Here is a 25,092-nt window from a genome sequence, read left to right on the forward strand (position 1 = left end):
AAAAATTCTCTAGTAAAGTTTATTTTTTCCTCGGAAGGTCTATCAGGATTTAGAACTCGTTTAAATTGATTAACTATAAAGCCATCCTCTTTAAGTTTTTTGAAGTTAGACTTCTTAAGAAGTGCATTTGAGAGTCGTTATAAGTTTCAGGTCTGACTTCTTTTTAATATTTTTTCGTAAGTCTTCATAACGTGCAAAATCACTAAAAAATAACTTTTGTTCTTCTAGGACCAAATCAACTAAATCATAAGTAATTAGATATCCTAAACCTTGATGTTTAATTTTAAGAGTTTTTTTAGCTAAAGCAGAGAGTGTGTTTGTTATATCATTTATCTTTTTGTTGAATAAATTAGATGCTGAATTTCATATTTACGGAGTCTCTCTTACGCAACAAATTAAACAATTGCATAAACCCAAAGAAGTATTTATAATTAAAGGTTTTTGCGGTATAAAATATTAAAAATTAAAAGATTATAAGTGATTGGGTTGAAAAAAATAAAAAGACCTAACGATATAACATTAGGTCTTTTTTGTTAATTAATAATAGTCCCTTTTTTACTTTTATTGTAAAAAAGTATTCGGGTAATTAGTAAAAAGAACATAGACATTATTAATACAATACTTGCTTTAAAAAGTAATGACGTATACTTTGGTTTTTTGTACTCAAAGGTTGGTAGTTGTTTGTATAGTTTGGTGCTAAATTTTTCATTATTATAAAGAAGAGGAACAAAAAAGTCTCTCCACTTTGCAGAAAATTTAGCTACCTGAGTTCTGTATTCTTGATAATGTGTTGTTGAAGTTCCAGCTATATCGTTAAAGCTTTGCTGTAAAATTATAGCAGGAGAGCTATACTGCCACAACTTAACCCATTGTTGTTGTTTTAGTAGCTGAGTTTCGTACGATTTTATTAGTGGTTTAACCTCATCTTCAACCAAATCTTGCGAAGCTAAATACTTATGCCAAAAAGAATAGTTTTGCTTCTTATTAGAAGCATATTCAGGATGATCTCTTAAAAAATTATCAAGTATTTTATCTTGTTTTTTAGAAACATCATCTTTTAATGCTCTTACATCAGTAATCATTTTTGTTCGAGAAGGTATTGGGTAAAAAGTATTTGCAGCTTGTGCAATAATAGCAGGAATAATTAGAATTATAAAAACCCAAATAGCTAATAAACTTACTGCATTTTTAGCAGAGTTATTCACTTTTATATTAATCAATAAAACAACAGTAAACCAAAACAGTATGTAAGTTAATGTAAGCAGCAAAAAATAGAGATACTCAGCTAGGTTTTCTACAAAATTGTAATTGTTAATTATAAAAGCAATTGTTAAAACCAAGACAACTATAACAGATAGTACAAAGAACCTGAGCATTGTTTTCTGTAATATCCATTTGTAAATAGAAATAGGTTGAGAAGCCATTAATTTTAGTGAGCCATTTTCTTTTTCTAGAGAAAAAATATGATAGCTAAAAGCTATTATAATCAAGGGTAAAATGTATATAATTACAAAGGCTAAATCAAAACTACCAAAAAGAAGTTGAATAGGGCTTGAGAATTCAGCATGATTAAAAAAGAAACTATCACCGTATGCTTTTGGTTGTACATAATGTGTAAATAAATCACTTTGGCCTGTTGAAATAAAAGCAGTTTCTAAAGGATACATAGCAGCAACACGAGGATATGAATAACCAATATTCATAGGGTTAGTTGGTAAGCTCCTCAGGTTTTGGTTAATCACAAACCCTTTTTCTATAGAATCAAGAACTTTTAGAACAGTTATGTCTTGCTCTTTAACAGTATTATTTGCTTTTTCAATGTCAAAAACACGCTTATTTACTTTTTTCTTACCACTATACCCTGCAAAAAGAACTAGAGTTAATAAAATTATAGTTAATAAAATAAGCCATTTACTACGTAAAAGAGACTTTAATTCGTATTTAAAATTGTATGAAAACATATTAATGATTTTTATTAATAAAGAATAACACTGCTCCTGTAACTGCAAACCATACAATAAGAATTAACATCATAGGTGTATTACTATTTAATATTTGGGAGAAAGGAGGGGGTTTATATTCAAACTTAGGGAGCTTTTTCCAAGCATTAGCTGATGCTACATAACGCTCACCATATCTAGAGTTTTTTTCAGTAAGTCCATTTAAAAACTCCTGTGTTTTTACTCTATAAGTTTCTGCTTTTTCAGAAAAATCACGATGCGATTGGTAGTCGGTTCTAGAGATAGCCATAGATAAAAAACGAGTAGGGAGAAAAGGAGAAATCATTGAAGTAGATTTATAAACCTTTTCTTGTTTTTGTGCTTGTTCATCTAACCAACTGTAGTGTTTGGCATATACTTTAGCTTGGTACTCTTCTCCTTTTTGCATTCTATAAGCACTGTAATTAAAGGGAAGTTTATGCACACTATCAACATTGTATTTCCTTAGAACTTCTTCTTCAAGTTTTTTTGCTTCTTCGCTCCAAGGATTATGTCCGTCAAGCCCTTTTTTACGATCTTCTGCTACTCTTTTAGAAAACTCTTGATTGGTTGGGTATGGGTATTTGGAGTCAGCTATGTTGCTGGCTATTTTGGGAGTAATAAAGCACGCAAGTACCCAAAATACTAAACTAGAAACAAGAGCGACTCCTGATTTTTTAGCGATCAACGATATAAATAAAACAATGTTAGTTAAAATCAAATAGTAAATTAAGTATACTATATATAAAACACCTAGTGCTTCCCAGTTAAATACACCAATATCACTTGTGTTAGAAAGAATTAAACCTCCAAATAAAAATAAAAGAGTTGTAATTGTTACTATTGGTATTAATACTGATAACCATTTACCAAAAAGTAGTTTTGTGTTACTAATTCCTTGGCTTTTAAGTATAGCAAATGTTCCTTTTTCTAATTCTTTAGTATAAGCATCATAGCCAATTAAAATTAAGATTAAAGGAAGTATATATAATAAAATAAAACTAGGTGTTAATTCACCAAAGCGAGATAGTGCTGTTTGATCCGAAGCATTACTAAATTGAGCTTCATTTCTGTTGTGTGCTTCTAGAAAAATAGAAATTCCTGTATACTTTTCAACTCCTTGGTCTATTAATGATAAAGGAGATTTGGGCTTGAAGACATAATTTCCATAATGAGCTGCCGAATGTGGATTTTTTTCTCCTTGTTCTTCCCAAAGAGATCGTTCATTTTTTTGAGCTTCAATATACTGTGCATTATTATATTGATATTGATTAAAAGTCAAGACTAATGAAACAGTCAATAGAACGAATACTATAGCTGTAGATATTTTGAAACGCCCATCTCTTAAAGTTTCTTGAAGCTCTTTTTTAACTACGTGAAAAATCATAATAAATTATCTTTTAAACTCATAGTTTCTAAGTAAAGGTTCTCAATTTCTTGTAAAGACTTATCGTTACATGAGAAATTATATTTTAACTGACCTTGTTTCATGATTCCAATATGAGTGCCTATTTCTTTAGCTCTAAATATATCATGAGTAGTCATTAAAATGGCAACTCCATTTTTTTTCATTTTTAGTAATAGCTCGCCAAATTCATTACTAGACTTTGGATCTAAACCAGAAGTAGGTTCGTCTAGTAGTAAAACGTTAGCGTCTTTAGCTATAGCTAATGCAATTCCAACTTTTTGTCGCATTCCTTTAGAGAAAAATTGAACTCTTTTATGAAAGGCTTCCTGTTGTAAACCAGCTTCATGTAAGAAAAATTCAAGCTCTTTTCTACTAAAGTTTTTACCGCCAATACCTAAAAAATAATCAAGGTTTTCAATGGCGGTTAAAGTAGGGTAGAGCATTAAATTTTCAGGAATGTAAGTTAAAAAAGCTTTGGTTTCTCTTGCGTTATCAGTTACGTTTAAACCATTTATAAATGCTTTCCCGGAAGAAGGAGTAATAAAATTTAAAAGTAAATTTATAGTTGTTGATTTTCCTGCTCCGTTAGCACCAAGTAAGCAAAATATTTCTCCTTCGTTTACTTTTAGGTTTAACTTATTAAGAGCAGTGAAATCACCATATTTTTTAGTTAAGTCTCTTGTTATTATCATTATAAATACTTTAAAAATTATTCAATTTTAATATCTACTGAGGTTCTACTTTGCCATCCTGTAACATCTATTACAGAAATTTGGCAGTGATAATCACCTGAATCTATGTCTGTAGGAATTGTAATGTTTTGCATTATTTCATATTCTTTAAGATTGTTATCAATAGTATAGTTTTCCATAAAAATTAAAGGAGTAATAGGATCTTTTATAGGAGATAACTCACAATTAGAGCCTTGATCATCGTGTGTATGATGATCAAAATTATGATGAATGTCAATAGCGTAAGTAGCTAGGGCTATATTGTCAGAGACTTTTACACGTATAGTGTATTCTTTTCCCTTTTCTAAAACAGTACAAGATTGAGGAAACCCTTCGTTGTAGTTTAAAGTAATAGTAGGCTTTTCTGTATCAGGTTCTTCAGATTCGCTACTACAGCTAATGTTTAACGCTATAATTAATAGTAAAGCACTTGTTATTTTTAATAATTTCATGATAATTTGTTTTTAGAAAAGACTACTTGAAAAACTCAAGTAGTCTTTTTTGTTATTATTATTTAATTTCGATAGGAATTGACAATTTCACTGTTTCGCTTTCTCCGCTTTCTTTAGCGTAAATGTTTAACCAGTAGCTTCCTACTGGAGCACCAGGAATTAAATCGTAATGATAATGTATGTGCGGGTTTTTAACTCCTTCATACAAATCTTTAGGTAAAACAGTAATTACTTTGTCCCATTTTCCAACTTCAACATTTTGTCCTTCTCTCCATTCTTCAAACCAAAATTCATATTTAATTTCAGTTACAGTATTGTTACCAGAAACATATTCGAACTCTGTATGTAACTCATCTTTTCCAAAGGCAATAGAGTTGTTATCACCTATTTCTAAGTCTTTAAACTTTTGAATAATGTGAAGTTTTTTAGTGATGATACTTTTCGTTCCATCTTCGTGTTCAACCGTAATTTTGAAGTTATAAACTCCTTCAGCAGTTGTAAATGAAGGACTATACTTATTATCTTCATCAAAATATACGTGATAGTGAATGTGCGGATTTAATTGACCTTGGTAACGATCAATAGGAACTAAGTGATTTTTTAATTCCCAAATTAATTCACCAGGTTTGACATTAGTAACGTTAGAAGGTTCAACATCAAAATAAATTTTAGAAACTTTACTGGTTCCTTCATAATCAAATTGAATATGAACATCTACGTTTGATTGTGGTAAAACAAAATCAGAATTTCCTAATTCTATGCTTTTAAAGCGTTCTGGATTAATATTTTCTTCGAAAGTGTTTTGAATGTTATCTTCATCACTACAAGAAATGACTAAAAGGCTTACAAAAAATAAGATTGCTGATTTAAATGTGTTTTTCATGATTAAAAAAATTAAATGATTAAAATGTTTGTATAATTGTTATTGAAAAGTTTCTTCCAGGCTCAGGAACTTCTATAAGTCTATAGAAACTAGTGTGGTCGAATACTTTGTTGTTTAAAATGTTATTTAACCTCCCTTGAATTTTAAGAGGTTGTTTTTTTGAGAAAAGATCTACACTCGTATGCAAACCGATATTTATTAAAGAATACCCTTCTGTCGTTTTTTCAGGGGGTACAATATTGTTTTGATCCGAAACCAATCGTACACTTGAGAATAGTTTAGTGTCGCCAAAAGTTAACCAAGGATTCAATGTATACTCAAGCGAAACAACTCCTGTTAACGGAGGAGAAAAGGGAAGAGTGAAGTTTTTCTTTTTACCACTTAATTGTCTTGCTTTTACATACTCTAAAGAACCCGTAATCGATAATTTATCAATAGGTTTATATTGTACCATAATTTCACCGCCATATCTAAAAACACGACTTTGACTGTATTGATACTTCTGAAGTGTTTCGTAATACTCTGAAGTTGGGCTTAAATAAATATAATTATCAAAATAATTAACAAAAGGAGTAACCTGAATAGAAGCTTTACTAAAGTTTGCTTTAAATTCTCCGTCTATTTGATAAGAACTTTCAGGCTCTAAATCAAGATTCCCTTCTTCATATCGGTACATGTGATAATTTACTCCGTCCGAAGCCAATTCGTTTGCTAGTGGAATTCTAAAACTCTTACCTATATTTATTTTATATGATGTGTTTTTAAGTCCATAACTTAATCCAGCTGAAGCACTAAAACTTCCAAAAGTTAAATTCTTTCTTTCTGAACGCTGTAGTTGTTGCTGAGTAGTATTTCCGTTTTCGTCAGTAACTGGAGATAAAAACCATTCGTAATAGGGTTGTGTTTTTATTACACCATAATCGTAGCGTACACCACCATCTAAATATAAATTGTTGTTGAGTTTTATTTGATTGTATACAAAAGCCCCAACTGTAAAACGAGTATATTCAGGAATAAGAAATCCCCAGCCATCAATAGCATTATCTTGGTACTCTAAGTTTATACCCGTGGTAACTTTATGCTTTTCAAAATAGTGTAATTGATTTTTTACATTAAGACTGTAGGTGTCCTTCTTAAACAAGCGTTCCATTGTAGATGACGGCTTGGGCATATAACCATGCGGAACAGGTTCTGAGTGTTCTTCGCGATGATTTTTTTGAAGCCCAAGCTCAACATCTAACGTGTAATTGGGGAACAAAAAACTGGTATTATTTGTTATTTTAAAATGATTGACTTTATGATGTGGTAAATCAATATCTCTATGGTCAGCATCGTACTCTATTTTAGAAGTTCTCACTTCCAGACCATGTGCATTAGCGAAAAAACCATTTTTAGAATTTACATTACTAAAAGAAGTTATAGAGCTAATATTATCTGATACATAACCTATAGAAACTCCAACATTATGGTTGTACCCTGCTGTGTTACGTAAGTAGTTTTTATGCAAGTCAAAAATGTAATTATCGTATGTGATTTTTTTGGCAGGAACTTTATAGTCGCCATAATCTTCATGAGTTATTCTAGCTTTGTAATACCAATGATTATAACGTTGTTTAACTCCCAAAGAAACTCCATAAAAATCGTTGTTACTTCTGTTGGTGAGGTTTAGTTCACCTGAAAAAGAATTAACATCAGGTAGTAAGTTATTTTTCAAGCTAATTACACCAGATATTGCATCAGAACCATAGAGCAATGAAGCAGCTCCTTTAGTAACCTCAATATTATCAATATTATATTGGTCTATTTCCAAACCATGATCGGCTCCCCATTGTTGTGCTTCGTGTTTTATACCATTTTCAACAACAACAACTCTATTAAAACCTAAACCTCTAATAGTAGGTTTGGATTGACCAGAACCAATAGTAATTGTGCTAATCCCTGGAATATCTTTAAGAGTTTGCATTAAACTATTGTCTCTGTTTTTCTCTAAAAAACTAACATCAATCCTTTGTGTATTGCTGGAGAACTTTGTTAGTGTTTTTTTAGGGTTTTGTGCAATAACCACCTCATTTAACACTGAATTGCACTGTGTTAAATGAATGATTATTAATGAGTTAGTAGGAGATATGTTTTCTTGATAACTAACATATCCAACATGAGTAACAGTTAAGAGATACTCTTTGTTCAAAAGTTTGTAAAAACTACTATTTCCTTTAGTGTTTGTGTAGGCGTGCTTTGAACCAATACTCACGTGAGCATTGGGTAACTCACTTTGTGTTGTTCCATCAATTACCTTAATAGTAACAGAACTGGTATTCTGACTAAAAAGAATTGCATGAAACAATACACAAAATAAAGCACCTAAGCTTTGTTTTGTCATTGTAAACAGAATTTAAAAACGAATTGTGTTAGCCGAAATAGAAAAAATCGACTATTGATTAAATAAATTTAGAACACACGACTATAAATAGGAGTAAGTATATGTAATTACAGTGCAAAACCTAGTTTTAGGGTTACATAAATACACACTCTTATAAAAAGAGTACAAATGTTCTAAAAATAATATGTTACAAGTTTGTAGGAGGTCCTCTAAGCTTTCTATTCAGAGAGTGGTAAGAAGGTAAGATAATTGATTTGTAATTATCTATTATTGCCTTACTAGGAAGAATAGCTAAAGCTTGTGAGAAATTTTGTGTAGGTACATCAAATGAAGCAAAAGAAAAATAACAAATATCACAATGGTCGTTTACCGATTCGTGTAAGTGAGTAGATTTTTCTTTACAGTTATGATGGTGTGCTTCATTTTCATGATGATGGGTAGCTTTTATAAGAATAGGAAGCATAAGAAGAACCACCAAAGACAAAGAGGCGATTTTACTAAATATGCTATTTTTATTCAAGCTCATTTTTTATAACTGTAGGGAAACAAAAGTAAGGGCTTAGCAAACTTTTTATATGTGAAATTGTGTTAATTTTTTCTAAAAAAAATAGTCCCTTTCTTATAAAAAAGGACTATTTTAAATATTGAAATGTAATTGTATTAATTCTTGTCAATCAATCCAGCGCGTCTTAATAAAGCATCTGGTTTTGGCTCTCTTCCTCTAAAACGTTTGTATAATTCCATAGGCTCTTCTGTTCCTCCTTTAGATAATACGTTGTTTTTAAATTTATCTGCAACCTCTTTATTAAAAATACCTTCCTCTTTAAAATATTCAAAAGCATCAGCATCTAACACTTCTGCCCATTTGTAAGAGTAATATCCAGCTGAGTATCCGCCTTGAAAAATATGAGAAAAAGAAGTACTCATACAGTTTTCTGCTACATCAGGATATAATTTAGTTTCTGCGAAAGCATTCGTTTCAAATTCTTTAACATTAGTAATTGTTTCAGGAGAATCTCCAGAGTGCCAAGACATATCTAATAATCCGAAGCTTAATTGACGCAGGGTTTGCATTCCTTCATGGAAACTTGCTGATTCTTTAATTTTCTCAACATATTCCATAGGAATAACCTCACCTGTCTCATAATGTTTTGCAAATAACTCCAACGCTTCTTTTTCGTAACACCAGTTTTCTAAAACTTGGCTAGGTAACTCTACAAAATCCCAAGAAACAGAAGTTCCTGATAAGCTTTTATATGTCGTATTTGCAAGCATTCCGTGTAAGGCGTGACCAAACTCGTGGAATAAGGTAGTAACCTCGTTAAAAGTTAATAAAGAAGGTTTAGTTTGTGTAGGTTTGGTAAAGTTACAAACGATAGATACTTGAGGTCTTTCGTTAGTATCGTTACTCATGTATTGTGATTTATAAGAAGTCATCCACGCACCATTACGTTTTCCAGGTCTTGGATGAAAATCTGCATAGAAATACGAAACAAAATTACCATCAGTATCTGTTACAGCATAGGTTTTAACATCTTCATGATACTTATCAATACTGTCAATTTCTTCAAACTGTAAATTATACAATTTGTTAGCAACAGTAAACACACCATTAATTACATTTTCTAACTTAAAGTAAGGTTTTAGTAACTCTTGATCTAAGTTAAATAATTCTTTTTTTAGTTTTTCAGAATAGTAAGCACCGTCCCATTTTTGCAGTTGGTCAATTCCATCCAATTTTTTAGCATACGCTTCTAAATTTTTAAACTCACGTTGTGCAGCAGGTTTAGCCTTTTCTAATAACTCATTTAAAAACTCCATAACTTTTTCAGGAGTTTCAGCCATACGCTCTTCTAATACAAAATGAGCGTGGGTTTTATAACCTAATAGATTGGCACGTTTATGACGTAGGGTTACAATGTCTTTTACAATTTGTTCATTGTTATATTCATTTTGTTGGAATCCTTTTTTACCAAAAGCTATTGCTAATTTTTTTCTCAATTCTCTATTATCAGCATAGGTCATAAAAGGAATATAGCTTGGATAATCTAAGGTAATCATCCAACCCTCTTTACCTTTCGAATTAGCAAGTTCTTTAGCAGCTTCTTTAGCGCTTTCTGGTAAACCAGCTAAATCATCTTCATTAGTAATTAATAATTCAAAAGCATTGGTTTCAGCCAATACATGTTCTCCAAACTGTAGCGATAATTTTGCTAACTCAGCATCAATTTTACGAAGCTCAGCTTTATCAGCTTCATTTAAATTCGCTCCGTTACGCGCAAAACTTTTGTATTGCTTATCTAGCAGCATTTCTTGTTCAGGAGTCAGGTTTAAATCAGATAATTGATCGTATATGTTTTTTACACGTTTAAACAATTCTTCATTTAAAATCATGTCGTTTCTAAACTCACTTAACCAAGGCGAAATATCTTTCGCTATTTTTTGAATTTCTTCATTTGTTTCAGCAGAGTTTAAGTTGAAAAAGATAGAAGTAGCTCTATCCAACGTATTACCTGTATTATCTAAAGCAACCGTAGTGTTTTCAAAAGTTGGAGCTTCAGGATTCTCTACAATAGCATTAATTTCATTTGTTGCTATTTGTATAGCTTCCTTTATAGCGGGTTTATAATCTTCTTCTTTAATTTGAGAAAAAGGGGGCGTATTAAAATCTTGTAAAAGTGGATTTTTAGTCATGAAAATTTAGTTTAAAAAATTGAAGAAACCTCACAAATAAAAAATCTGTGAGGTCTTCAAGTTAATATTGTACTAAGGTACTTATTTTTTTACTCTTTCAGAAGCTTGTTCAACTTTCAGTTTTAAGCCTTCTTTATAAGCGATTATTTTGTCTAATACACATTTGTCTGAAGCTCCAATAATTTGAGCTGCTAAGATTCCTGCATTTTTAGCTCCATCTAAAGCAACTGTAGCCACAGGAACACCTCCTGGCATTTGAAGAATAGATAAAACAGAATCCCACCCATCAATAGAGTTTCTACTTTTAACAGGAACTCCAATTACTGGTAACGGACTCATACTTGCTACCATTCCAGGTAAATGAGCAGCACCACCAGCACCAGCAACAATAACTTGTACGCCACGCTTGTGTGCATTATTAGCATAATCGAATAACTTTTCAGGAGTTCTGTGTGCAGATACAATATCTACTTCTACTTGAATATCAAAACTCTCTAAAATATCAATTGCTTCTTGCATAATTGGAAGGTCTGAATCGCTTCCCATGATAATTCCTACCATAATTTTATGTTTTTGTCATCTCGAGCGTAGTCGAGAGGTTATTTTGCTATTACCTTAATAGTTTCTTTTACTTGTTGAGCGACTTTTCTCGCTTCATTTATATCTTCATTAACAATAGTTACGTGTCCCATTTTACGGAAAGGTTTGGTTGTCTTTTTTCCGTAGATGTGAGGGGTAACTCCGTCAATCTTTAAAATTTCTTCGATGTTTTCATATACTACATCACCAGTATAGCCTTCAGCACCAACTAAGTTCACCATGATTCCGGCTACTTTACTTTCGGTATTTCCTAATGGAAGGTTTAAAATACTACGTAAATGTTGTTCAAATTGATTGGTATAACTTGCTTCAATTGAATAATGCCCTGAATTGTGAGTTCTTGGGGCAGCTTCGTTTACTAAGATGTTGTCATCTTTAGTTTGAAACATTTCCACAGCTAATAATCCAACAAAATCAAAAGCATCAGCAACTTTTAAAGCAACTTCGCGCGCTTTTTTGGCAACTGCATCCTCAATTCTTGCAGGACAAATTACATATTCTACCTGGTTAGCTTCTGGGTGAAACTCCATTTCAACTACAGGATAGGTTTTGGTTTCCCCGCTTGCATTTCTTGCAACAATAACAGCTAATTCATTTTTAAAAGGAACTAGTTTTTCAGAAATACACTCGCCAGTAGGGAGATTTTCTAAATCGCTGATGGCACGAACAATTTTTACCCCATTACCATCATATCCAAATCGAGCAGATTTCCATACAAAAGGAAACGTAACAGCTTCGTTGCTAATAGCATGTTTCAACTCTTCTAAAGAAGTAAACCTAGAAAAGTCAGCAGTAGGGATATTGTTGTCGTGATAAAACACCTTTTGATGTGCTTTATTTTGAATAGTTCTTAAGTTTTTAGGCTTTGGAAAAATAGTTAACCCTTCAGCTTCTAAAGCATCTAAAGCATCAATATTTACGTTTTCAATTTCTATGGTTAACAAATCTATTTGTTTTCCAAAATTGTAAACAGTATCATAATCCAATAAATCTCCTTGATGAAATTCGTTACATATCTGGGCGCAAGGAGCGTCAGCATTTCCGTCTAAAATAACAGTGTAGATATCGAATTTTTGCGTTTCGGTAAGTAACATTCTTCCTAATTGGCCGCCTCCTAGAACACCCAATTTAAAGTTTGAAGAAAAGTAGTTTTTCACGATAAATGTGTTAATTGTGTTGTTGTTGCTGCAAAAATAAGAATCTAATTCTTAGTACAAATGGTATTAACTAGATATTCTTAGTTGAGAGTTGCTAATTTGAGTAACAAAATACATAAATGCGTGGCAACCTTCACCATCTAAAGGAGCTCCATCAGAAATATAACTATACTTTTTGTCATCGCAGGGACATATAATTTCTACTCCATTAAAAGTCATTAAAGAGTTACAATTTCTTTCAGGACACTGTTGGTCAAAAGCTCTAAAGTTATTTCCGATTCTAAAAATATAAATATTTCTTCCTTGAAGAACTGTTTGAACTGTACCACCAGCAGTTAAAAGGCTTTGGTATTCAGGTAATGTTAAATCGATAATAGCATTTACTTTTAAACCATGAAAACAGTTACTTGTACGAGTGTTATCGCTACAGCTAAAACAAATTAGAACAAAAAATAAGTAAAAGAATTTTTTCATTGTTTTTAGTACAGAGTTGATATCATAACGTGACGAAGTTACAAATATTTTGTATATTTGTGTAACAATCTCATTCCTTACGGCGTGGGATTTTTAAATTTAACCCACAGGGTTTTAGGTAGAAAATTTATATGCTTCTTGGCTAAATGTTGAGTAAAGCATATAGAATTTTGTTTATAATTTAAAAAAAGGAGAAAAGATGAGTAATGTATCATATTATACTGAGGAAGGATTAAAAAAACTTAAGGAAGAATTAGCGCATTTAGAGCAAGTTGAAAGACCAAGAGTCTCTCAAGAAATTGCTGATGCTCGCGATAAAGGAGATTTAAGTGAGAATGCAGAATACCATGCAGCTAAAGAAGAGCAATCGCTATTAGAAACAAAAATTGCAAAACTAAAAAATGTAGTAGCTAGTGCTCGTGTTATAGATGAGAGTCAGTTAGATACGTCTAAGATTTTAATTCATTCAATAGTTAAAATTAAAAATACCACTAACGGTATGGAGTTTACTTATACTCTAGTGGCTGATAGTGAGAGCGATGTAAGAAACGGAAAATTATCTGTAAACTCACCTATAGGTAAGGGGTTATTGGGTAAAAAAGTAGGTGAAATAGCTGAAATTCAAGTTCCTAATGGGATAATGAAGTTTGAAATAGTTGAAATTTCTAGATAGATTTTTTAAAATAATTATCGTAAAAGCGTTGCTTCTGCAGCGCTTTTTTTATTTTTACTAAACACAAAAACAGTATAAAATGGCAAGTATTTTTACTAAAATAATCAACGGAGAAATTCCATCGTACAAAATAGCAGAAGATGATAACTATTTTGCTTTTTTAGATATCAATCCAAATACAAAAGGGCATACGTTGGTAATTCCGAAACGAGAAGAAAATAAATTATTTGATTTGTCAATAGAAGAGTATGACGGATTAATGTCTTTTTCGTACAGAGTAGCAAAAGCTATTGAAAAAACAATTCCTTGCGAACGTATAGGAATGAGTGTAATTGGTTTAGAAGTGCCTCATGTGCATGTGCATTTAATTCCGTTACATACGATGGAAAATATTCGTTTTGTAAAGAAAGAGAAATTAACAAAAGAAGAGTTTGTAGCAGTAGCAGAAGGAATTGCTAAGAATTTTGTGTAAAAGAGCACCATGGAATGGAATAAAGTAATTGAATGGATAATTCCTGTTATTACAGCAGTTATTGGAGGTCTAATAGCAATCTTTCAAATGAGACAAAATATTAAGCTTACAGCAAGATTGAAGTGGAAAGAAGAGTTTAGAGTTAGGTTAAATGATTTTATAAATAGCGCAAAAAAATTACATCATTCTTCAATAATTGCTCGACTTAGAGAAAATGAATTAAGTGAGACTAAACTTTTTTTGGATAAGGTTAGTGATTTTGATGCAGCTTTTTATGCTTTAGATTTATTATTGTTTGAAAATGATGAAAGAGTTAAAGATCTAATTATGTATAGAGATAAAATAAGAGAGAACTCAACAAAAGAAAGTACTGATGATAAAGATTATCTTCTTTATTTTTATTATTTAGCTAAAGATTTATATAATGATAAGAGTTTTGTGTCTAACTCATTAAAATGAAACCTTATTCAATATAATTTCAAACGTAGTTCCTTTTCCTAGTTCTGATTTTAATACATGTATTTTTCCGTTGTGGTAATCCTCAATAATTCGTTTAGAGAGCGATAACCCGAGTCCCCATCCACGTTTTTTTGTGGTGAATCCAGGGTTAAAAATTTGTGTAAATTGTGATTTAGGAATTCCTTTTCCAGTATCAGAAACTAATACTTTAATGCTTTTTGATGCTTCAGTGATGGTTACGGCAACTTTACCTTTACCTTGCATAGCATCAATAGCATTTTTAATAAGGTTTTCAATTACCCAACCATAAAGTTCTGTATTCAGGTTGCAAAAGAACTCGTCTTTTTCAGTAATAAAAGAAAAAGAAATTTGTTTTGAACTTCTGTTTTCTAAGTAATCGAAAGCTGTTTTGGTTATAGTAACAATATTATGCTGCTTTAGTTCAGGCAACGAACCTATTTTAGAAAAACGGTTGGCAATAGTGTTTAAACGGCGAACATCTTTTTCAATTTCATCAACATAATCGCTACTTACATTTTCAGCACGTAAAATAGCTATCCAACCTAATAATGAAGAAAGTGGAGTTCCTATTTGATGAGCCGTTTCTTTGGCCATACCTGTCCACAACTTATTTTGTTCGGCAACTTTATTCGATTTATAAACCATGTAAATAATGGTTAAGAAAAGTCCTAAAATAAGTACTAATGCAAGTGGGTAATATTTTAGTCTGTATAAAAGGTCGGAATTTCTATAATAAATATATTCTTTAACCCCTAAATATTCGATTACAATTGGCTCATTTTGATTTTTCATAATGTTCAATTGCTGTTGAAGGTATTTGGGGTCTTTTGACTTAATAGAATCTAGATTGTTAAATTCTTTAATATCACCATTCTCATGAACTGAAATGGTAGGAATGTTTTCTATCGTTTGATAAACTTTTGTTACTAAGTTAAAACTACCATTAGAGTCAGAATTAGCGGTAGCTTCTTTAATGGCAGTAGCATAAATCTCCATTTTAGAGCGTTCATCTTTTTTAAATTTTTGAAAGAACACATAGGTGTTCCATAAAATAAATAAAACGAGAAGTAAAGAAATGCTAATAGCAATACGTTTTACCCAATAAGTGTTTTTAAAAAATGCCATTAATCAAATATAAACTATTCTGTAGAATAACTAAATTTATAAATTGGTAGTATATTTACACTAAAATATTAGAGAATGTTATCAATAAACCCTAAAGATATACCAACTTCAAAACTTCACGGATATTTATTAGGAGCCGTGGCTCCGAGACCAATTGCTTTTGCAAGCACCATTGATAAAGAAGGAAACCCTAATTTATCACCATTTAGTTTTTTTAATGTGTTTGGTGCAAACCCGCCAATTATGATTTTCTCTCCGGCACGAAGTGTACGAGATAATACAACCAAGCACACCTTAGATAATGCTGAAGCAACTAAGGAAGTTGTTATTAATATAGTAAATTATGATATTGTACAACAAATGTCGTTAAGTAGTACGATGTACCCTAAGGGAGTAAATGAGTTTGTTAAAGCAGGATTTACAATGTTACCTTCGGATGAAGTAAAGCCATTTAGAGTAGCAGAATCACCAGTACAGTTTGAGTGTAAAGTTAAAGACATTATTTATACAGGAGAAGAAGGCGGAGCAGGAAACTTAATTGTTTGTGAGGTAGTAAAACTTCATATAAATGAAGATGTATTGGCAGAGGATGGAAGTATAGATCAATACAAAATAGATTTAGTAGCAAGAGCAGGAGGAAGTTATTACAGTAGAGCTAGAGATGGTTTTTTTGAAATTCCGAAACCTTTAACAACTTTAGGAATTGGAGTAGACCAAATTCCTGAAGAAATAAGAAACAGTAATGTGTTAACAGGTAATAATCTTGGAATGTTAGGGAATGTAGAACAATTACCTAGCGATGAAGATGTTAATAACTTTGCGAAAGAACATACACAGTTTGTGGGCATTTCAACTGAAAAAAAACATACTTTTGCACAAGAGTATTTACAAAATAATGATGTAGAAAGTGCTTGGAAGGTACTTTTAATTAAATAGATAAGAAATGGAAGTAATAGGGAAAATCAAATTAATTAACGAGACACAAACATTTGGATCTAACGGCTTTAGAAAGCGTGAAATGGTAGTTACTACCGATGAGCAATATCCTCAAATGATTTTAATTGAATTTCTTCAAGATAAATGTGATTTGTTAAACAGTTATCAAGTAGGACAAGATGTTAAGGTTTCTATTAATTTAAGAGGAAGAGAGTGGATTAACCCTCAAGGAGAAGCAAAGTATTTTAACTCTGTACAAGGATGGAGAATTGAAAACTTGGCACAGGCTGCACCTCAAAATATTCCACCAGCAGATCAATTTGAGCCAGCTCCAGATTTATCTGCTAACGAACCAGACGATTTACCATTTTAAGGTATAAATAAGGTGTCAGGAGTTAGATTCTGATACTATAAATAAAAAAAGAAGAGCGCAATTTTTGCGCTCTTTTTTGTTTTGCGGAAAACTACATTTTTGTTTACGGATATACCTTTTACCATATCAAAAGACAGCTATATATTTGTAACATAATCATTCGATAAAAGATTGAGTGAGGAATTTAAGGGGAAAATAAAAACCTTCTGATTGAGTTCAGAAGGTTTTTTTATAATTTATTGTTTCTTTTCAGGCATTGGGCCTCGTAGGTGAATAATGAGCCCGTTTAAAAAATTTCGTAAAAACTGATCGCCACATTCCATATACTTTGGGTGATCTTCTTTTCTAAAAATAGCATTGATTTCAGATTTAGAAACTTTAAAATCAACCAAAGCACAGATATCAATAATATCAGTGTCTCTTAATTTGTGTGCTACTCTTAGCTTTTTAAAAATGTCGTTGTTATTGAGTGCCATATTATATTAGTTTACTACAGAAAATATAGCCCAAGCATAAATGGCAAAACGTGCAAAACGAAATAAGCCAACAAAAACTACATTTTTAAATGGATATTTAATCATACCAGCAGTTAAACAGCTAATAGCAAAAGGAAGTGGTAATAAAGCTCCTACTAAAATTAAAAAACCTCCCCACTTACTTGTGTTTTTAAGGTTTTTAGCCATTTTAACTTCTAAGTAATTTCTTACAGAATCAATTTTTAAAGAGGTTCTTCCTATAAAATAAGCGCATAAACCTCCCAGATAAGAAAGGGTTGCTAACAAAGAAATATTTACAATAGGATCTTCTGTTTTTTTAGACCAAGCGATGAAAATTTCTGGCGGAATTAATCCTAAAATCGTTTCAGATATGAAAAAAGTAATTAAAACCCCTGTTCTAGAAAAGGTTTCAGTCATGGTTTGTAAACCATCATTGATGTTGTAAACGTATTTATTAAATAATAATAATCCAATAACCACCCCAACAATTGGCCAAAAAGCTTTTTTTAAGCTAACCCAAATAAACATGTAAAAACCAGTGCGATTATAATAGTTGTGCAAACGTTTATAATGCGGCTTATTTATTTTCTTTTTATTATATCTTTTACTTTTTTTACTCATCGCTAAAAAGCCTCTAATTTTTAGGAATAGCAAAAGTACGAGGTAATTAGAAATTACGCCAACAAATATTTGTTAATTTACAGATTTGCAATGGCAGCTTCAGCACAGCGTTCACCGTCCATAGCAGCCGAAATAATACCACCCGCATAACCACCACCTTCACCACAAGGAAAAAGCCCTTCAATTTGTGGATGTTCAAGGTTTTCTTTTCTCGGAATATTAACAGGTGATGAGGTTCTAGATTCTACTCCAACAATATTTGCTTCCGCAGTATAATAACCATGCATTTTTTGCCCGAAAGCAGCAAAACCTTTGCGTAATTTACCTCCAATTAATTTAGGAAGTAACGAGTGTAGCGGAGAAGAATTTAATCCGGGTTGATACGAACAGTCATTTAAAGAAGAAGACAATCTACCTTCCACAAAATCGGTTAAACGTTGTGCTGGAGCAACCTGACTTTTTCCACCTGCGTTAAACGCTAACTTCTCTAAATCTTTTTGATATTGTAAGCCTTTTAAAACTCCGTATTTCTCATACTTCGGTAAGTCTTTATCAACATTAATTTCAACTACAATACCCGAGTTAGCAAACTTGTTATTACGACGTGAAGGCGACATTCCGTTTACTACTACCTCACCATTGGCAGTTGCTGCAGGAACGATGAATCCACCAGGACACATACAGAAAGAATACACTCCTCTGTTTCCAACTTGGTGTACTAAACTATACGCAGCAGCAGGCAGTAACTCATCACGTTGACCTGAACAACTGTATTGAATTTGATCGATAATTTCTTGTGGATGTTCTACACGAACTCCCATAGCAAACGATTTCGCTTTTAGTAAAATGTCTTTTTTATGTAGCAGCTCATAAATATCTCTTGCAGAATGCCCTGTAGCCAAAACAACAGCATTCACAGCCATTTCCGTTCCGTTTTGGAGTTGTATAGCTTGTAGCTTGTTGTTTTTAACGATAAAATCAGTAACACGAGTTTCAAAATGAATTTCACCACCGTGTTTTAAAATCGTTTCGCGGATGTTTTGAATGATCTTCGGAAGTTTGTTCGTTCCTATGTGCGGATGCGCATCTACTAAAATTTGATCGGTAGCACCGTGATATACTAAGTTTTCAAATATTTTACGAACATCACCACGCTTTAAACTTCTTGTATATAACTTTCCGTCAGAATAGGTTCCTGCACCACCTTCACCAAAACAATAGTTAGAGTCTGGATTTACCTCATGAAACTGGTTAATAGCACGTAAATCTCTACGACGATCCTGTACATTTTTACCACGCTCTAACACAATAGGTTTGTAGCCTAATTCAATACAACGAAGTGCCGCATACATTCCCGCAGGACCAAAACCTACAATATGAATTTCTTTCGCATTTGATACATCTTGATATTCAAAAATATAATCAGGAGTATCAGGTTGCGGTTCGTTGATGTATACCGCTACTTTATAGTTAAAAATAACTTCTTTTTTACGTGCATCAATCGATTTACGTAACACTTTTATGCTAGTAATATCAGCTATATTAATACCTAGCTTCTTAGCAGCTTTTAGCTGTAAAATATTGTCTTTGCGTTCTTCTACTAAATTAACACGTAATTGAAGTTCTTTTACCATACTGCAAAACTAGTTAAAATAAGATTCAGTCTATTTAATTATTTTAGCAAATCAAACCCTATACTATGAAAATTACGCAGGTTATAGAAAATGTTTTTAAAAAATATTTACCCTCACCTTTTACCATCGCTATATTATTAACACTGGTAACTCTTTTATTAGCACTGCTTTTTACAAAACCAGAAGAAAGCTCTGTAGTTACCTATTCTTTAGAGGTGTTACAATTTTGGGAAAATGGAATTTGGTCTAACGGATTACTCGTTTTTGCCTATCAAATGATGTTGATTTTGGTATTAGGGCATGTATTGGTGTTGAGTAAGCCTGTGAGTAATTTAATTTTAAAAGTAACAAAATTCTGTACCAACACAGCAAACAGTGCAGCCATTGTAAGTTGTACTACCATGTTGGTGGCTTTCTTTAATTGGGGGTTAGGACTCATTTTTGGTGCTTTGTTGGCACGTAAAGTAGCAGAACATGCGCAACAACATAATATCAAACTAAATTATCCAATTATTGGAGCGGCGGGTTATATGGGATTGATGGTTTGGCATGGTGGAATTTCAGGTTCTGCACCCATAAAAATTAACGAGAGCGGACATATAAAAAGTATTATGCAATCGGTTTCTTCGGATGAGGTTTTAGCTCAAATACCTGATGTGATTGATTATTCTCAAACGATTTTTAGTTGGTGGAATTTGCTGATTTTTTTCGTGGTAGTAGCTACGGTATCGGCAACCTTTTATTTTTTAGGAAAGAAAGCAACTCCTACAGCGATTAATTTACCAGAATATAAAATGCATACTGATGAAAAGGTTAGTACCCAAGCAGAAAAACTAGATAGTTCTCAATGGTTAGCCATTGCTTTTGGTGTGTTGATTTTAGTAGCGTTTGGTTATCGTTATTGGGCAGACATTCAGCAGTTAAAAATTACGCCTAACCTGATTAACTTTTTTATGTTAGGGTTGGGAATTATACTACACGGAAGTTTTAAAAAGTTTACTAATGCTGTGGGAGAATCAATTAGTGATGTTTCTGGAATTTTAATTCAGTTTCCATTGTATTTTGGTATTATGGGTGTGATGAAAAGTACGGGAATGGTTACTTTAATTTCTGATTTTTTCGTGTCGATAGCAACTGCAACTACTTTACCCATATTTACGTTTTTTAGTGCTGGTTTGGTTAATATTTTTGTACCGAGTGGTGGAGGACAGTGGGTTGTACAAGGTCCTATTGTGGTAGAAAGTGCATTAAAATTAGGGGTTCCGTTGCCTAAGGCAATTATGGCATTAGCATACGGAGACCAAATAACGAACATGTTACAGCCTTTTTGGGCATTACCCTTATTAGGAATTACAAAATTAAAAGCAAAAGAAATTTTACCGTATACGCTTATTGCAATGGTAGTAGGAAGTGCTATATATTTGTTGGGATTATTACTATTTTAATAATTCAATAATCTAACTATCTAAAATAATGATTTGGCTTTCTGAAAAAATAGAGTTTCCTCCGTATGAGTTGGCTACTGATGATGGTTTACTGGCTTTGGGCGGTGATTTATCAGTTGAACGATTGGTGTATGCCTACCAACATGGAATTTTTCCGTGGTTTAATGAAGGGGAACCGATTGTTTGGTATTCTCCATGGGAGCGTATGGTGTTATTTCCTGAGGAAGTGAAGATTTCCAAATCGATGAAACAGGTATTGCGAAAAGGTGGTTTTACGATAACGGAAAACAAAGCTTTTGACGATGTTATTTTTAATTGTCGACACATCAATCGTTTTGATCAATTAGGTACTTGGATTACCGATGAAATGGAAGATGCTTATATAAATCTACACGACAAAGGCTATGCAAAATCTATTGAGATATGGATGGACGACAAACTGGTTGCAGGTTTGTACGGAGTAGATTTAGGAAATGGGGTGTTTTGTGGCGAAAGTATGTTTAGTAAAGTAAGCAATATGAGCAAAGTTGCATTTATCCATTTAGCAAAAAAAGGAGGCTATAAACTCATCGATTGTCAAGTGTATAACGATCACCTAGCAAGTTTAGGCGCCAGAGAAATTCCTAGAGAGGAGTTTTTGAAGTGGTTGTAACTTGTTTGTATATGAAAAGTAGCGGATTTTAACCACTATTTTTCTATTTATAACTGAATTCTAATTCATTAATATTCTTTGGTTTAAGTACTTAACCCGCTATTTTTATATATACGGTGTTGCCAACAGTATTTTATTCAACAAGTCTTTTTATTAAAGCCTTTTCCATTCCGTTTTTCAAATGAACTGTTCTCATAGAATTATTTTTTTTAAGGGTCATTTCATTAACGAAATCAGGTAATTTGTGGTCTCTAGAATTTACATAAAAATGAAACTGAAATGAACCAATAGAAAAAATGTATGAATTAATTCCGCTCTTAGTTCTCATTCTTCTAGGTTCTAGAATTAAATCTTTGTAATGATAGTCAGCTCTAATAAAGCTTGTCGTAGTTATTGGGTATTCCAATTCTTCTCCTGGTTCATTGTTCCATAACATTTCTTTAATCCTATCCGTGTGAGGTCCTAAATTAACAGAGTTGAATTTTGGTCGGTCAGTTATGTGTGAACGCCATAATATAGAAAGCAAGAATAATTTAATTTTCTTGTAATCAACATTACTACATTCAGAAAATTCATAGCCCTCTAATTCATAATTTTGACAATCGGGGGTTTCTTCTGGCTTGAGATTTTTTCCAAAAAGTACTTTTTGACCATATTTTTCTAAACTTCCAAGTCTTTCATTATCACATTCTTTACACAGAATATTCTTGTCAAATTCTCCTATTTGAACAAATGGTTTCAATTTTTTTCCATCCACTATATCTTGGACGGAAAACTCATAAAATCGATGGTCTTCATTATACAAATCCTGATACATAAATTCAGGTATAATGTGAGATTTAATCAACGTCTTTTCTAATCCACAAAGTTTACAGTTCATATTGTTGGCAACTTATTTATATAACTACTTTTAGCGTTTTTATACGAATGATATGGAGGTATAATAGCACTTTTTATTTCAAATATAGAAAATAAAAAACTCCCAATAAATTATTGAGAGTTTTTGGGTTTGTTATTTTTTTCCATCAAAAATAGAAAAGCTTTATTTAGCACAATCTGTTTTAATTAGGGACATTGTTGAGGTATAACTAATGTTATTCTTGTTTTTAAAAGTGTTTCCTGTTTCATTTAATTCGCCAAAACCTTCAATTAATTGACCGTCTTTTATTAAAAAAGCTACTTCTCTAGAACTTTCTGTTCCTTCAGAAGAAAAGGTATAAATACCAATTAATTTATCATCAGTTAGTGTTCCTGAAAAAGTACCTGTGTTTGCATCTTTTTCAGCTAAAACGTAGTTAATAGTTCCTTCAACAGTATTGTTAACTTCTGTAATTTCGAAAAGAATTTGGTTTCCGTCTTTATTATATTCGTAACAACCTATCTGTATTAAAGTAGTTGGAGTTTCAACTATAGTTTCTTTAGACTCTTTGGTTGTATCTTCATTAGAATCCTTGTTTTTACAACTGACAGCTAGTATTGAGACTAAGAATAGAATTAGAATTTTTTTCATTTTTTATAGTTTAATTGGTTAGTCTACTTTTTTGAATACTAATAATGTTTTATCAGGATTAGAAAGTGTTAATCGGTTATTATTAATTGTATAAGAAATAGTACTAGCCAATGCTTTTGTAAATTCTTGTTCTTTATCGCTACCTTTAGCACATAACATTTCTGTTGAAGCAATATTTGTAAATCTAATTTTATTTCTTTCAGAAAATAGTTTACCCACAATTCTATTGCAACCTGAAGTTCCCATAAAGCTATTTTCAGCAGCATTTATTTCTATATACGGTAATTCTTTGCCAAAATCGTCTTTGTTAACTTTTGCACCATTCAATTCTTCTAAAGCCCAAATATCGTGTAGGCGGTAATTGGTAATATATTGTCCGCATCCTTCTAAGGTTGTAAATTCAGTTTCGTTGCCTTTTTTGTATTTTAAAGTTACTGAATAAGGAAATGATTTACCCGACATAGCGTTGATGCATTCCATTTGAATGATTTCTATTTTAATGGCAGCCAATTCTGTGTGTAAAGAATACATTTTTACATTGTTGTCTTGCGCATAAATAGGTTCTGTATGCGGAGTAAAAATAGAGTCGGTAGGTGTTTTGAACGTAATCATCTTGTCAGAAATTGTTATGTTCCAAAAAGGTTCAACACCGTGCGCTTTAAAGTAAGTATCAGTTACAAATTGCTTATTGTTTGAAGCTTTTACTTGGTTTACAGAATCGGAATATACTGTGTTTTCTGGTGTTTTGTTTTTCTCTTTTTTATTAGAACAAGAGACGGCTATTAAACATACACTTAGTAGTATTGGTAAGAAGTTTTTCATGTTATTCTGTTTTTTTAAATCGCATTATTGGTACTTCATTAATTTGTAAGTTAAGTTTTCCTTCTTCATCAATGCTAAATTTATTAACTTTTTCAATAGTATTTAAAAATACTTGTTCGCCTTGACCACAATACATCATGGTTGATGGACCTGGATCACTGAAAGAAATAGATTCACGCTCTAATGTATAGGATGCTGAATACCCGTTACAGCTATTATTTCCTTCAACTTTTTGGGTTTCTTTGTTAAAAGAAATGGTAGGTTTTTTGTCTGGATATAACCCTTGAAAAGCAATTCGAGGTCCTGAAATATATTCTAACTCCCAAGTAGTTTCGTAAAGTTTATTGTTATTCTTGTTTTTTAACGAAGCACAAGAAAAAGATATTAAAGAGAATACAAGTAGTGCTATGAAAATATTTTTGTTCATTATTAGTGGTTTATTTTTTTATTTATTTTTAGTTTTTTCCCAATTAAAATTAAAAAACTCATAAGAATGAGTGAAACGATTAGTATTACTGAAATATTAATTATTGATTGTTGTAATCCAATTTTTGAAACATTTAGAAAAGGATATGGATAAAAACCTGAAAGGTTGCCTCTAATCATTATATAAACGATATATAAAATAGGATAAGCTAACCAAGGTAAAATATATTTTATTTTAAAATTATTTGACTTAGCATATCGTAACCAATACATAAACACGTAAATTGGAATAATAGTATGCAATAATTCATCAATAATTAATTGTAATCCTGTAGGATTCCATGTTGCTCGAAGCACCAATTGATATACCAATCCAACTATTAAAATAAAGGTAGTAATGGAGGTTAAAGCACCATGTTTATTGAAAATATTCATTTTCCTTGTAATCTTGCTGGTAAAGAATAAAGCGACTAGTGTATTGGTTAAAATGGTGAAAAAGCTGAAAAAACGAACAATTGCTTCTTGGACATCAGTTTGTCTGTTTATGATCATTAAAACAAACTGAGTAATAATGGCAAACCAAGTAATACAAAACCCAATAATTTCAGCTTTCTTTTTCATTTAAGACTTTTGTTTTTCAGTGTCTTAAATATACTGTTTTATTTTAA

27 protein-coding genes are annotated in these 25,092 nt (G+C 31.8%); 7 read left to right on the forward strand and 20 right to left on the reverse strand.

From position 1 onward, the window contains the following. Positions 1-533: 533 nt before the first annotated feature. The 11 genes from C8N26_RS05380 to C8N26_RS05430 form a co-directional block, all read right to left on the reverse strand. Complete coding sequence (locus C8N26_RS05380) at positions 534-1,961, reverse strand: DUF3526 domain-containing protein (RefSeq protein ID WP_120186375.1); 1,428 nt, start codon at positions 1,959-1,961, stop codon at positions 534-536. A 1-nt stretch (position 1,962) separates the two neighbouring features. Beyond that, positions 1,963-3,366: an ABC transporter permease gene (locus tag C8N26_RS05385; RefSeq protein WP_120186376.1), complete on the reverse strand. Its 1,404-nt coding sequence runs from the start codon at positions 3,364-3,366 to the stop codon at positions 1,963-1,965. Beyond that, complete coding sequence (locus C8N26_RS05390; protein WP_120186377.1) at positions 3,363-4,079, reverse strand: ABC transporter ATP-binding protein; 717 nt, start codon at positions 4,077-4,079, stop codon at positions 3,363-3,365. The genes C8N26_RS05385 and C8N26_RS05390 overlap by 4 nt, the downstream gene beginning before the upstream one ends. Positions 4,080-4,096: 17 nt before the next feature. Beyond that, the gene (locus C8N26_RS05395) at positions 4,097-4,570 is read right to left on the reverse strand and encodes a DUF4625 domain-containing protein (protein ID WP_120186378.1); all 474 of its coding nucleotides are present in this window, start codon (positions 4,568-4,570) and stop codon (positions 4,097-4,099) included. 58 nt (positions 4,571-4,628) lie between these two features. Then, on the reverse strand, positions 4,629-5,453 hold the full coding sequence (locus tag C8N26_RS05400; protein ID WP_120186379.1) for a hypothetical protein: 825 nt from the start codon (positions 5,451-5,453) through the stop codon (positions 4,629-4,631). Positions 5,454-5,472: 19 nt separating this feature from the next. Then, positions 5,473-7,833 (reverse strand): TonB-dependent receptor, encoded by a 2,361-nt coding sequence (locus C8N26_RS05405; protein WP_120186380.1) that lies wholly within the window; start codon positions 7,831-7,833, stop codon positions 5,473-5,475. Positions 7,834-8,020: 187 nt separating this feature from the next. Next, positions 8,021-8,359, reverse strand: coding sequence for a hypothetical protein (locus C8N26_RS05410; protein WP_141554058.1), 339 nt, complete (start codon positions 8,357-8,359; stop codon positions 8,021-8,023). A 134-nt stretch (positions 8,360-8,493) separates the two neighbouring features. Continuing rightward, a complete protein-coding gene (locus C8N26_RS05415) occupies positions 8,494-10,527 on the reverse strand; it encodes a M3 family metallopeptidase (protein ID WP_120186381.1) in 2,034 nt (677 codons plus the stop codon). Positions 10,528-10,608: 81 nt separating this feature from the next. Then, on the reverse strand, positions 10,609-11,088 hold the full coding sequence (gene purE, locus C8N26_RS05420) for a 5-(carboxyamino)imidazole ribonucleotide mutase (protein ID WP_028890550.1): 480 nt from the start codon (positions 11,086-11,088) through the stop codon (positions 10,609-10,611). A gap of 38 nt (positions 11,089-11,126) precedes the next feature. Continuing rightward, positions 11,127-12,284, reverse strand: a complete 1,158-nt coding sequence (locus C8N26_RS05425; RefSeq protein ID WP_120186382.1) for a 5-(carboxyamino)imidazole ribonucleotide synthase — start codon at positions 12,282-12,284, stop codon at positions 11,127-11,129. A 66-nt stretch (positions 12,285-12,350) separates the two neighbouring features. Continuing rightward, entirely contained in the window at positions 12,351-12,758 is a 408-nt protein-coding gene (locus C8N26_RS05430) for a Rieske (2Fe-2S) protein (protein ID WP_120186383.1), read from the reverse strand. 199 nt (positions 12,759-12,957) lie between these two features. On the opposite strand from C8N26_RS05430, the gene greA reads away from it, so the two are divergent. From greA to C8N26_RS05445, 3 genes are all read left to right on the forward strand, one after another. Next, positions 12,958-13,431 (forward strand): transcription elongation factor GreA, encoded by a 474-nt coding sequence (greA, locus tag C8N26_RS05435; RefSeq protein ID WP_028890553.1) that lies wholly within the window; start codon positions 12,958-12,960, stop codon positions 13,429-13,431. 79 nt (positions 13,432-13,510) lie between these two features. Then, positions 13,511-13,903, forward strand: coding sequence for an HIT family protein (locus C8N26_RS05440; protein ID WP_120186384.1), 393 nt, complete (start codon positions 13,511-13,513; stop codon positions 13,901-13,903). A gap of 9 nt (positions 13,904-13,912) precedes the next feature. Then, complete coding sequence (locus C8N26_RS05445; RefSeq protein WP_120186385.1) at positions 13,913-14,362, forward strand: hypothetical protein; 450 nt, start codon at positions 13,913-13,915, stop codon at positions 14,360-14,362. On the opposite strand, the gene C8N26_RS05450 is transcribed toward C8N26_RS05445, so the two are convergent. After that, entirely contained in the window at positions 14,354-15,508 is a 1,155-nt protein-coding gene (locus C8N26_RS05450; protein WP_120186386.1) for a sensor histidine kinase, read from the reverse strand. The two genes, C8N26_RS05445 and C8N26_RS05450, sit on opposite strands and share 9 nt — an antisense overlap. Positions 15,509-15,583: 75 nt before the next feature. On the opposite strand from C8N26_RS05450, the gene C8N26_RS05455 reads away from it, so the two are divergent. Both C8N26_RS05455 and C8N26_RS05460 read left to right on the forward strand, forming a co-directional pair. After that, positions 15,584-16,444, forward strand: a complete 861-nt coding sequence (locus C8N26_RS05455; RefSeq protein ID WP_120186387.1) for a flavin reductase family protein — start codon at positions 15,584-15,586, stop codon at positions 16,442-16,444. A 7-nt stretch (positions 16,445-16,451) separates the two neighbouring features. Then, the gene (locus tag C8N26_RS05460; RefSeq protein WP_028890559.1) at positions 16,452-16,817 is read left to right on the forward strand and encodes a DUF3127 domain-containing protein; all 366 of its coding nucleotides are present in this window, start codon (positions 16,452-16,454) and stop codon (positions 16,815-16,817) included. Between the two features lie 236 nt (positions 16,818-17,053). Here the strand turns inward: C8N26_RS05460 and C8N26_RS05465 are convergent, their stop codons facing one another. The 3 genes from C8N26_RS05465 to C8N26_RS05475 form a co-directional block, all read right to left on the reverse strand. After that, positions 17,054-17,293 carry a DUF1456 family protein gene (locus C8N26_RS05465; RefSeq protein ID WP_120186388.1) on the reverse strand — a complete coding sequence of 80 codons (240 nt, stop codon included), beginning with the start codon at positions 17,291-17,293 and terminating at the stop codon, positions 17,054-17,056. Positions 17,294-17,299: 6 nt separating this feature from the next. Then, on the reverse strand, positions 17,300-17,935 hold the full coding sequence (locus tag C8N26_RS05470) for a YqaA family protein (RefSeq protein ID WP_028890561.1): 636 nt from the start codon (positions 17,933-17,935) through the stop codon (positions 17,300-17,302). Positions 17,936-18,012: 77 nt separating this feature from the next. Next, positions 18,013-19,569, reverse strand: a complete 1,557-nt coding sequence (locus C8N26_RS05475; protein WP_120186389.1) for an NAD(P)/FAD-dependent oxidoreductase — start codon at positions 19,567-19,569, stop codon at positions 18,013-18,015. Positions 19,570-19,634: 65 nt separating this feature from the next. Between C8N26_RS05475 and C8N26_RS05480 the strand changes: the two genes are divergently transcribed. Together C8N26_RS05480 and aat are read left to right on the forward strand one after the other, a co-directional pair. Beyond that, the gene (locus tag C8N26_RS05480) at positions 19,635-21,014 is read left to right on the forward strand and encodes a short-chain fatty acid transporter (RefSeq protein WP_120186390.1); all 1,380 of its coding nucleotides are present in this window, start codon (positions 19,635-19,637) and stop codon (positions 21,012-21,014) included. A gap of 28 nt (positions 21,015-21,042) precedes the next feature. After that, complete coding sequence (gene aat, locus C8N26_RS05485) at positions 21,043-21,666, forward strand: leucyl/phenylalanyl-tRNA--protein transferase (protein ID WP_120186391.1); 624 nt, start codon at positions 21,043-21,045, stop codon at positions 21,664-21,666. A gap of 133 nt (positions 21,667-21,799) precedes the next feature. On the opposite strand, the gene C8N26_RS05490 is transcribed toward aat, so the two are convergent. From C8N26_RS05490 to C8N26_RS05510, 5 genes are all read right to left on the reverse strand, one after another. Further along, on the reverse strand, positions 21,800-22,408 hold the full coding sequence (locus C8N26_RS05490; protein ID WP_147418483.1) for a hypothetical protein: 609 nt from the start codon (positions 22,406-22,408) through the stop codon (positions 21,800-21,802). Between the two features lie 300 nt (positions 22,409-22,708). Beyond that, entirely contained in the window at positions 22,709-23,176 is a 468-nt protein-coding gene (locus C8N26_RS05495) for a hypothetical protein (RefSeq protein WP_120186393.1), read from the reverse strand. 18 nt (positions 23,177-23,194) lie between these two features. Further along, entirely contained in the window at positions 23,195-23,998 is an 804-nt protein-coding gene (locus C8N26_RS05500) for an META domain-containing protein (protein WP_120186394.1), read from the reverse strand. A 1-nt stretch (position 23,999) separates the two neighbouring features. Continuing rightward, positions 24,000-24,425, reverse strand: a complete 426-nt coding sequence (locus C8N26_RS05505; RefSeq protein WP_120186395.1) for an META domain-containing protein — start codon at positions 24,423-24,425, stop codon at positions 24,000-24,002. 2 nt (positions 24,426-24,427) lie between these two features. After that, positions 24,428-25,045 (reverse strand): Pr6Pr family membrane protein, encoded by a 618-nt coding sequence (locus tag C8N26_RS05510; RefSeq protein WP_120186396.1) that lies wholly within the window; start codon positions 25,043-25,045, stop codon positions 24,428-24,430. Positions 25,046-25,092: the final 47 nt, after the last annotated feature.

Source organism: Tenacibaculum lutimaris, assembly GCF_003610735.1.
Classification (GTDB): Bacteria; Bacteroidota; Bacteroidia; order Flavobacteriales; family Flavobacteriaceae; genus Polaribacter; species Polaribacter lutimaris.

What these genes read in the sequence shown, in the direction of transcription:
- aat (WP_120186391.1), top strand. Translation starts at nt 21,043, where the DNA reads ATGATTTGGCTTTCTGAAAAAATAGAGTTTCCTCCGTATGAGTTGGCT.
- C8N26_RS05400 (WP_120186379.1), bottom strand. Translation starts at nt 5,453, where the DNA reads ATGAAAAACACATTTAAATCAGCAATCTTATTTTTTGTAAGCCTTTTA.
- C8N26_RS05380 (WP_120186375.1), bottom strand. Translation starts at nt 1,961, where the DNA reads ATGTTTTCATACAATTTTAAATACGAATTAAAGTCTCTTTTACGTAGT.
- C8N26_RS05410 (WP_141554058.1), bottom strand. Translation starts at nt 8,359, where the DNA reads ATGAGCTTGAATAAAAATAGCATATTTAGTAAAATCGCCTCTTTGTCT.
- C8N26_RS05505 (WP_120186395.1), bottom strand. Translation starts at nt 24,425, where the DNA reads ATGAACAAAAATATTTTCATAGCACTACTTGTATTCTCTTTAATATCT.
- C8N26_RS05395 (WP_120186378.1), bottom strand. Translation starts at nt 4,570, where the DNA reads ATGAAATTATTAAAAATAACAAGTGCTTTACTATTAATTATAGCGTTA.
- purE (WP_028890550.1), bottom strand. Translation starts at nt 11,088, where the DNA reads ATGGTAGGAATTATCATGGGAAGCGATTCAGACCTTCCAATTATGCAA.
- C8N26_RS05440 (WP_120186384.1), top strand. Translation starts at nt 13,511, where the DNA reads ATGGCAAGTATTTTTACTAAAATAATCAACGGAGAAATTCCATCGTAC.
- C8N26_RS05465 (WP_120186388.1), bottom strand. Translation starts at nt 17,293, where the DNA reads ATGGCACTCAATAACAACGACATTTTTAAAAAGCTAAGAGTAGCACAC.
- C8N26_RS05385 (WP_120186376.1), bottom strand. Translation starts at nt 3,366, where the DNA reads ATGATTTTTCACGTAGTTAAAAAAGAGCTTCAAGAAACTTTAAGAGAT.
- C8N26_RS05415 (WP_120186381.1), bottom strand. Translation starts at nt 10,527, where the DNA reads ATGACTAAAAATCCACTTTTACAAGATTTTAATACGCCCCCTTTTTCT.
- C8N26_RS05475 (WP_120186389.1), bottom strand. Translation starts at nt 19,569, where the DNA reads ATGGTAAAAGAACTTCAATTACGTGTTAATTTAGTAGAAGAACGCAAA.
- C8N26_RS05430 (WP_120186383.1), bottom strand. Translation starts at nt 12,758, where the DNA reads ATGAAAAAATTCTTTTACTTATTTTTTGTTCTAATTTGTTTTAGCTGT.
- C8N26_RS05500 (WP_120186394.1), bottom strand. Translation starts at nt 23,998, where the DNA reads ATGAAAAACTTCTTACCAATACTACTAAGTGTATGTTTAATAGCCGTC.
- C8N26_RS05390 (WP_120186377.1), bottom strand. Translation starts at nt 4,079, where the DNA reads ATGATAATAACAAGAGACTTAACTAAAAAATATGGTGATTTCACTGCT.
- greA (WP_028890553.1), top strand. Translation starts at nt 12,958, where the DNA reads ATGAGTAATGTATCATATTATACTGAGGAAGGATTAAAAAAACTTAAG.
- C8N26_RS05405 (WP_120186380.1), bottom strand. Translation starts at nt 7,833, where the DNA reads ATGACAAAACAAAGCTTAGGTGCTTTATTTTGTGTATTGTTTCATGCA.
- C8N26_RS05445 (WP_120186385.1), top strand. Translation starts at nt 13,913, where the DNA reads ATGGAATGGAATAAAGTAATTGAATGGATAATTCCTGTTATTACAGCA.
- C8N26_RS05470 (WP_028890561.1), bottom strand. Translation starts at nt 17,935, where the DNA reads ATGAGTAAAAAAAGTAAAAGATATAATAAAAAGAAAATAAATAAGCCG.
- C8N26_RS05495 (WP_120186393.1), bottom strand. Translation starts at nt 23,176, where the DNA reads ATGAAAAAAATTCTAATTCTATTCTTAGTCTCAATACTAGCTGTCAGT.
- C8N26_RS05480 (WP_120186390.1), top strand. Translation starts at nt 19,635, where the DNA reads ATGAAAATTACGCAGGTTATAGAAAATGTTTTTAAAAAATATTTACCC.
- C8N26_RS05450 (WP_120186386.1), bottom strand. Translation starts at nt 15,508, where the DNA reads ATGGCATTTTTTAAAAACACTTATTGGGTAAAACGTATTGCTATTAGC.
- C8N26_RS05460 (WP_028890559.1), top strand. Translation starts at nt 16,452, where the DNA reads ATGGAAGTAATAGGGAAAATCAAATTAATTAACGAGACACAAACATTT.
- C8N26_RS05510 (WP_120186396.1), bottom strand. Translation starts at nt 25,045, where the DNA reads ATGAAAAAGAAAGCTGAAATTATTGGGTTTTGTATTACTTGGTTTGCC.
- C8N26_RS05455 (WP_120186387.1), top strand. Translation starts at nt 15,584, where the DNA reads ATGTTATCAATAAACCCTAAAGATATACCAACTTCAAAACTTCACGGA.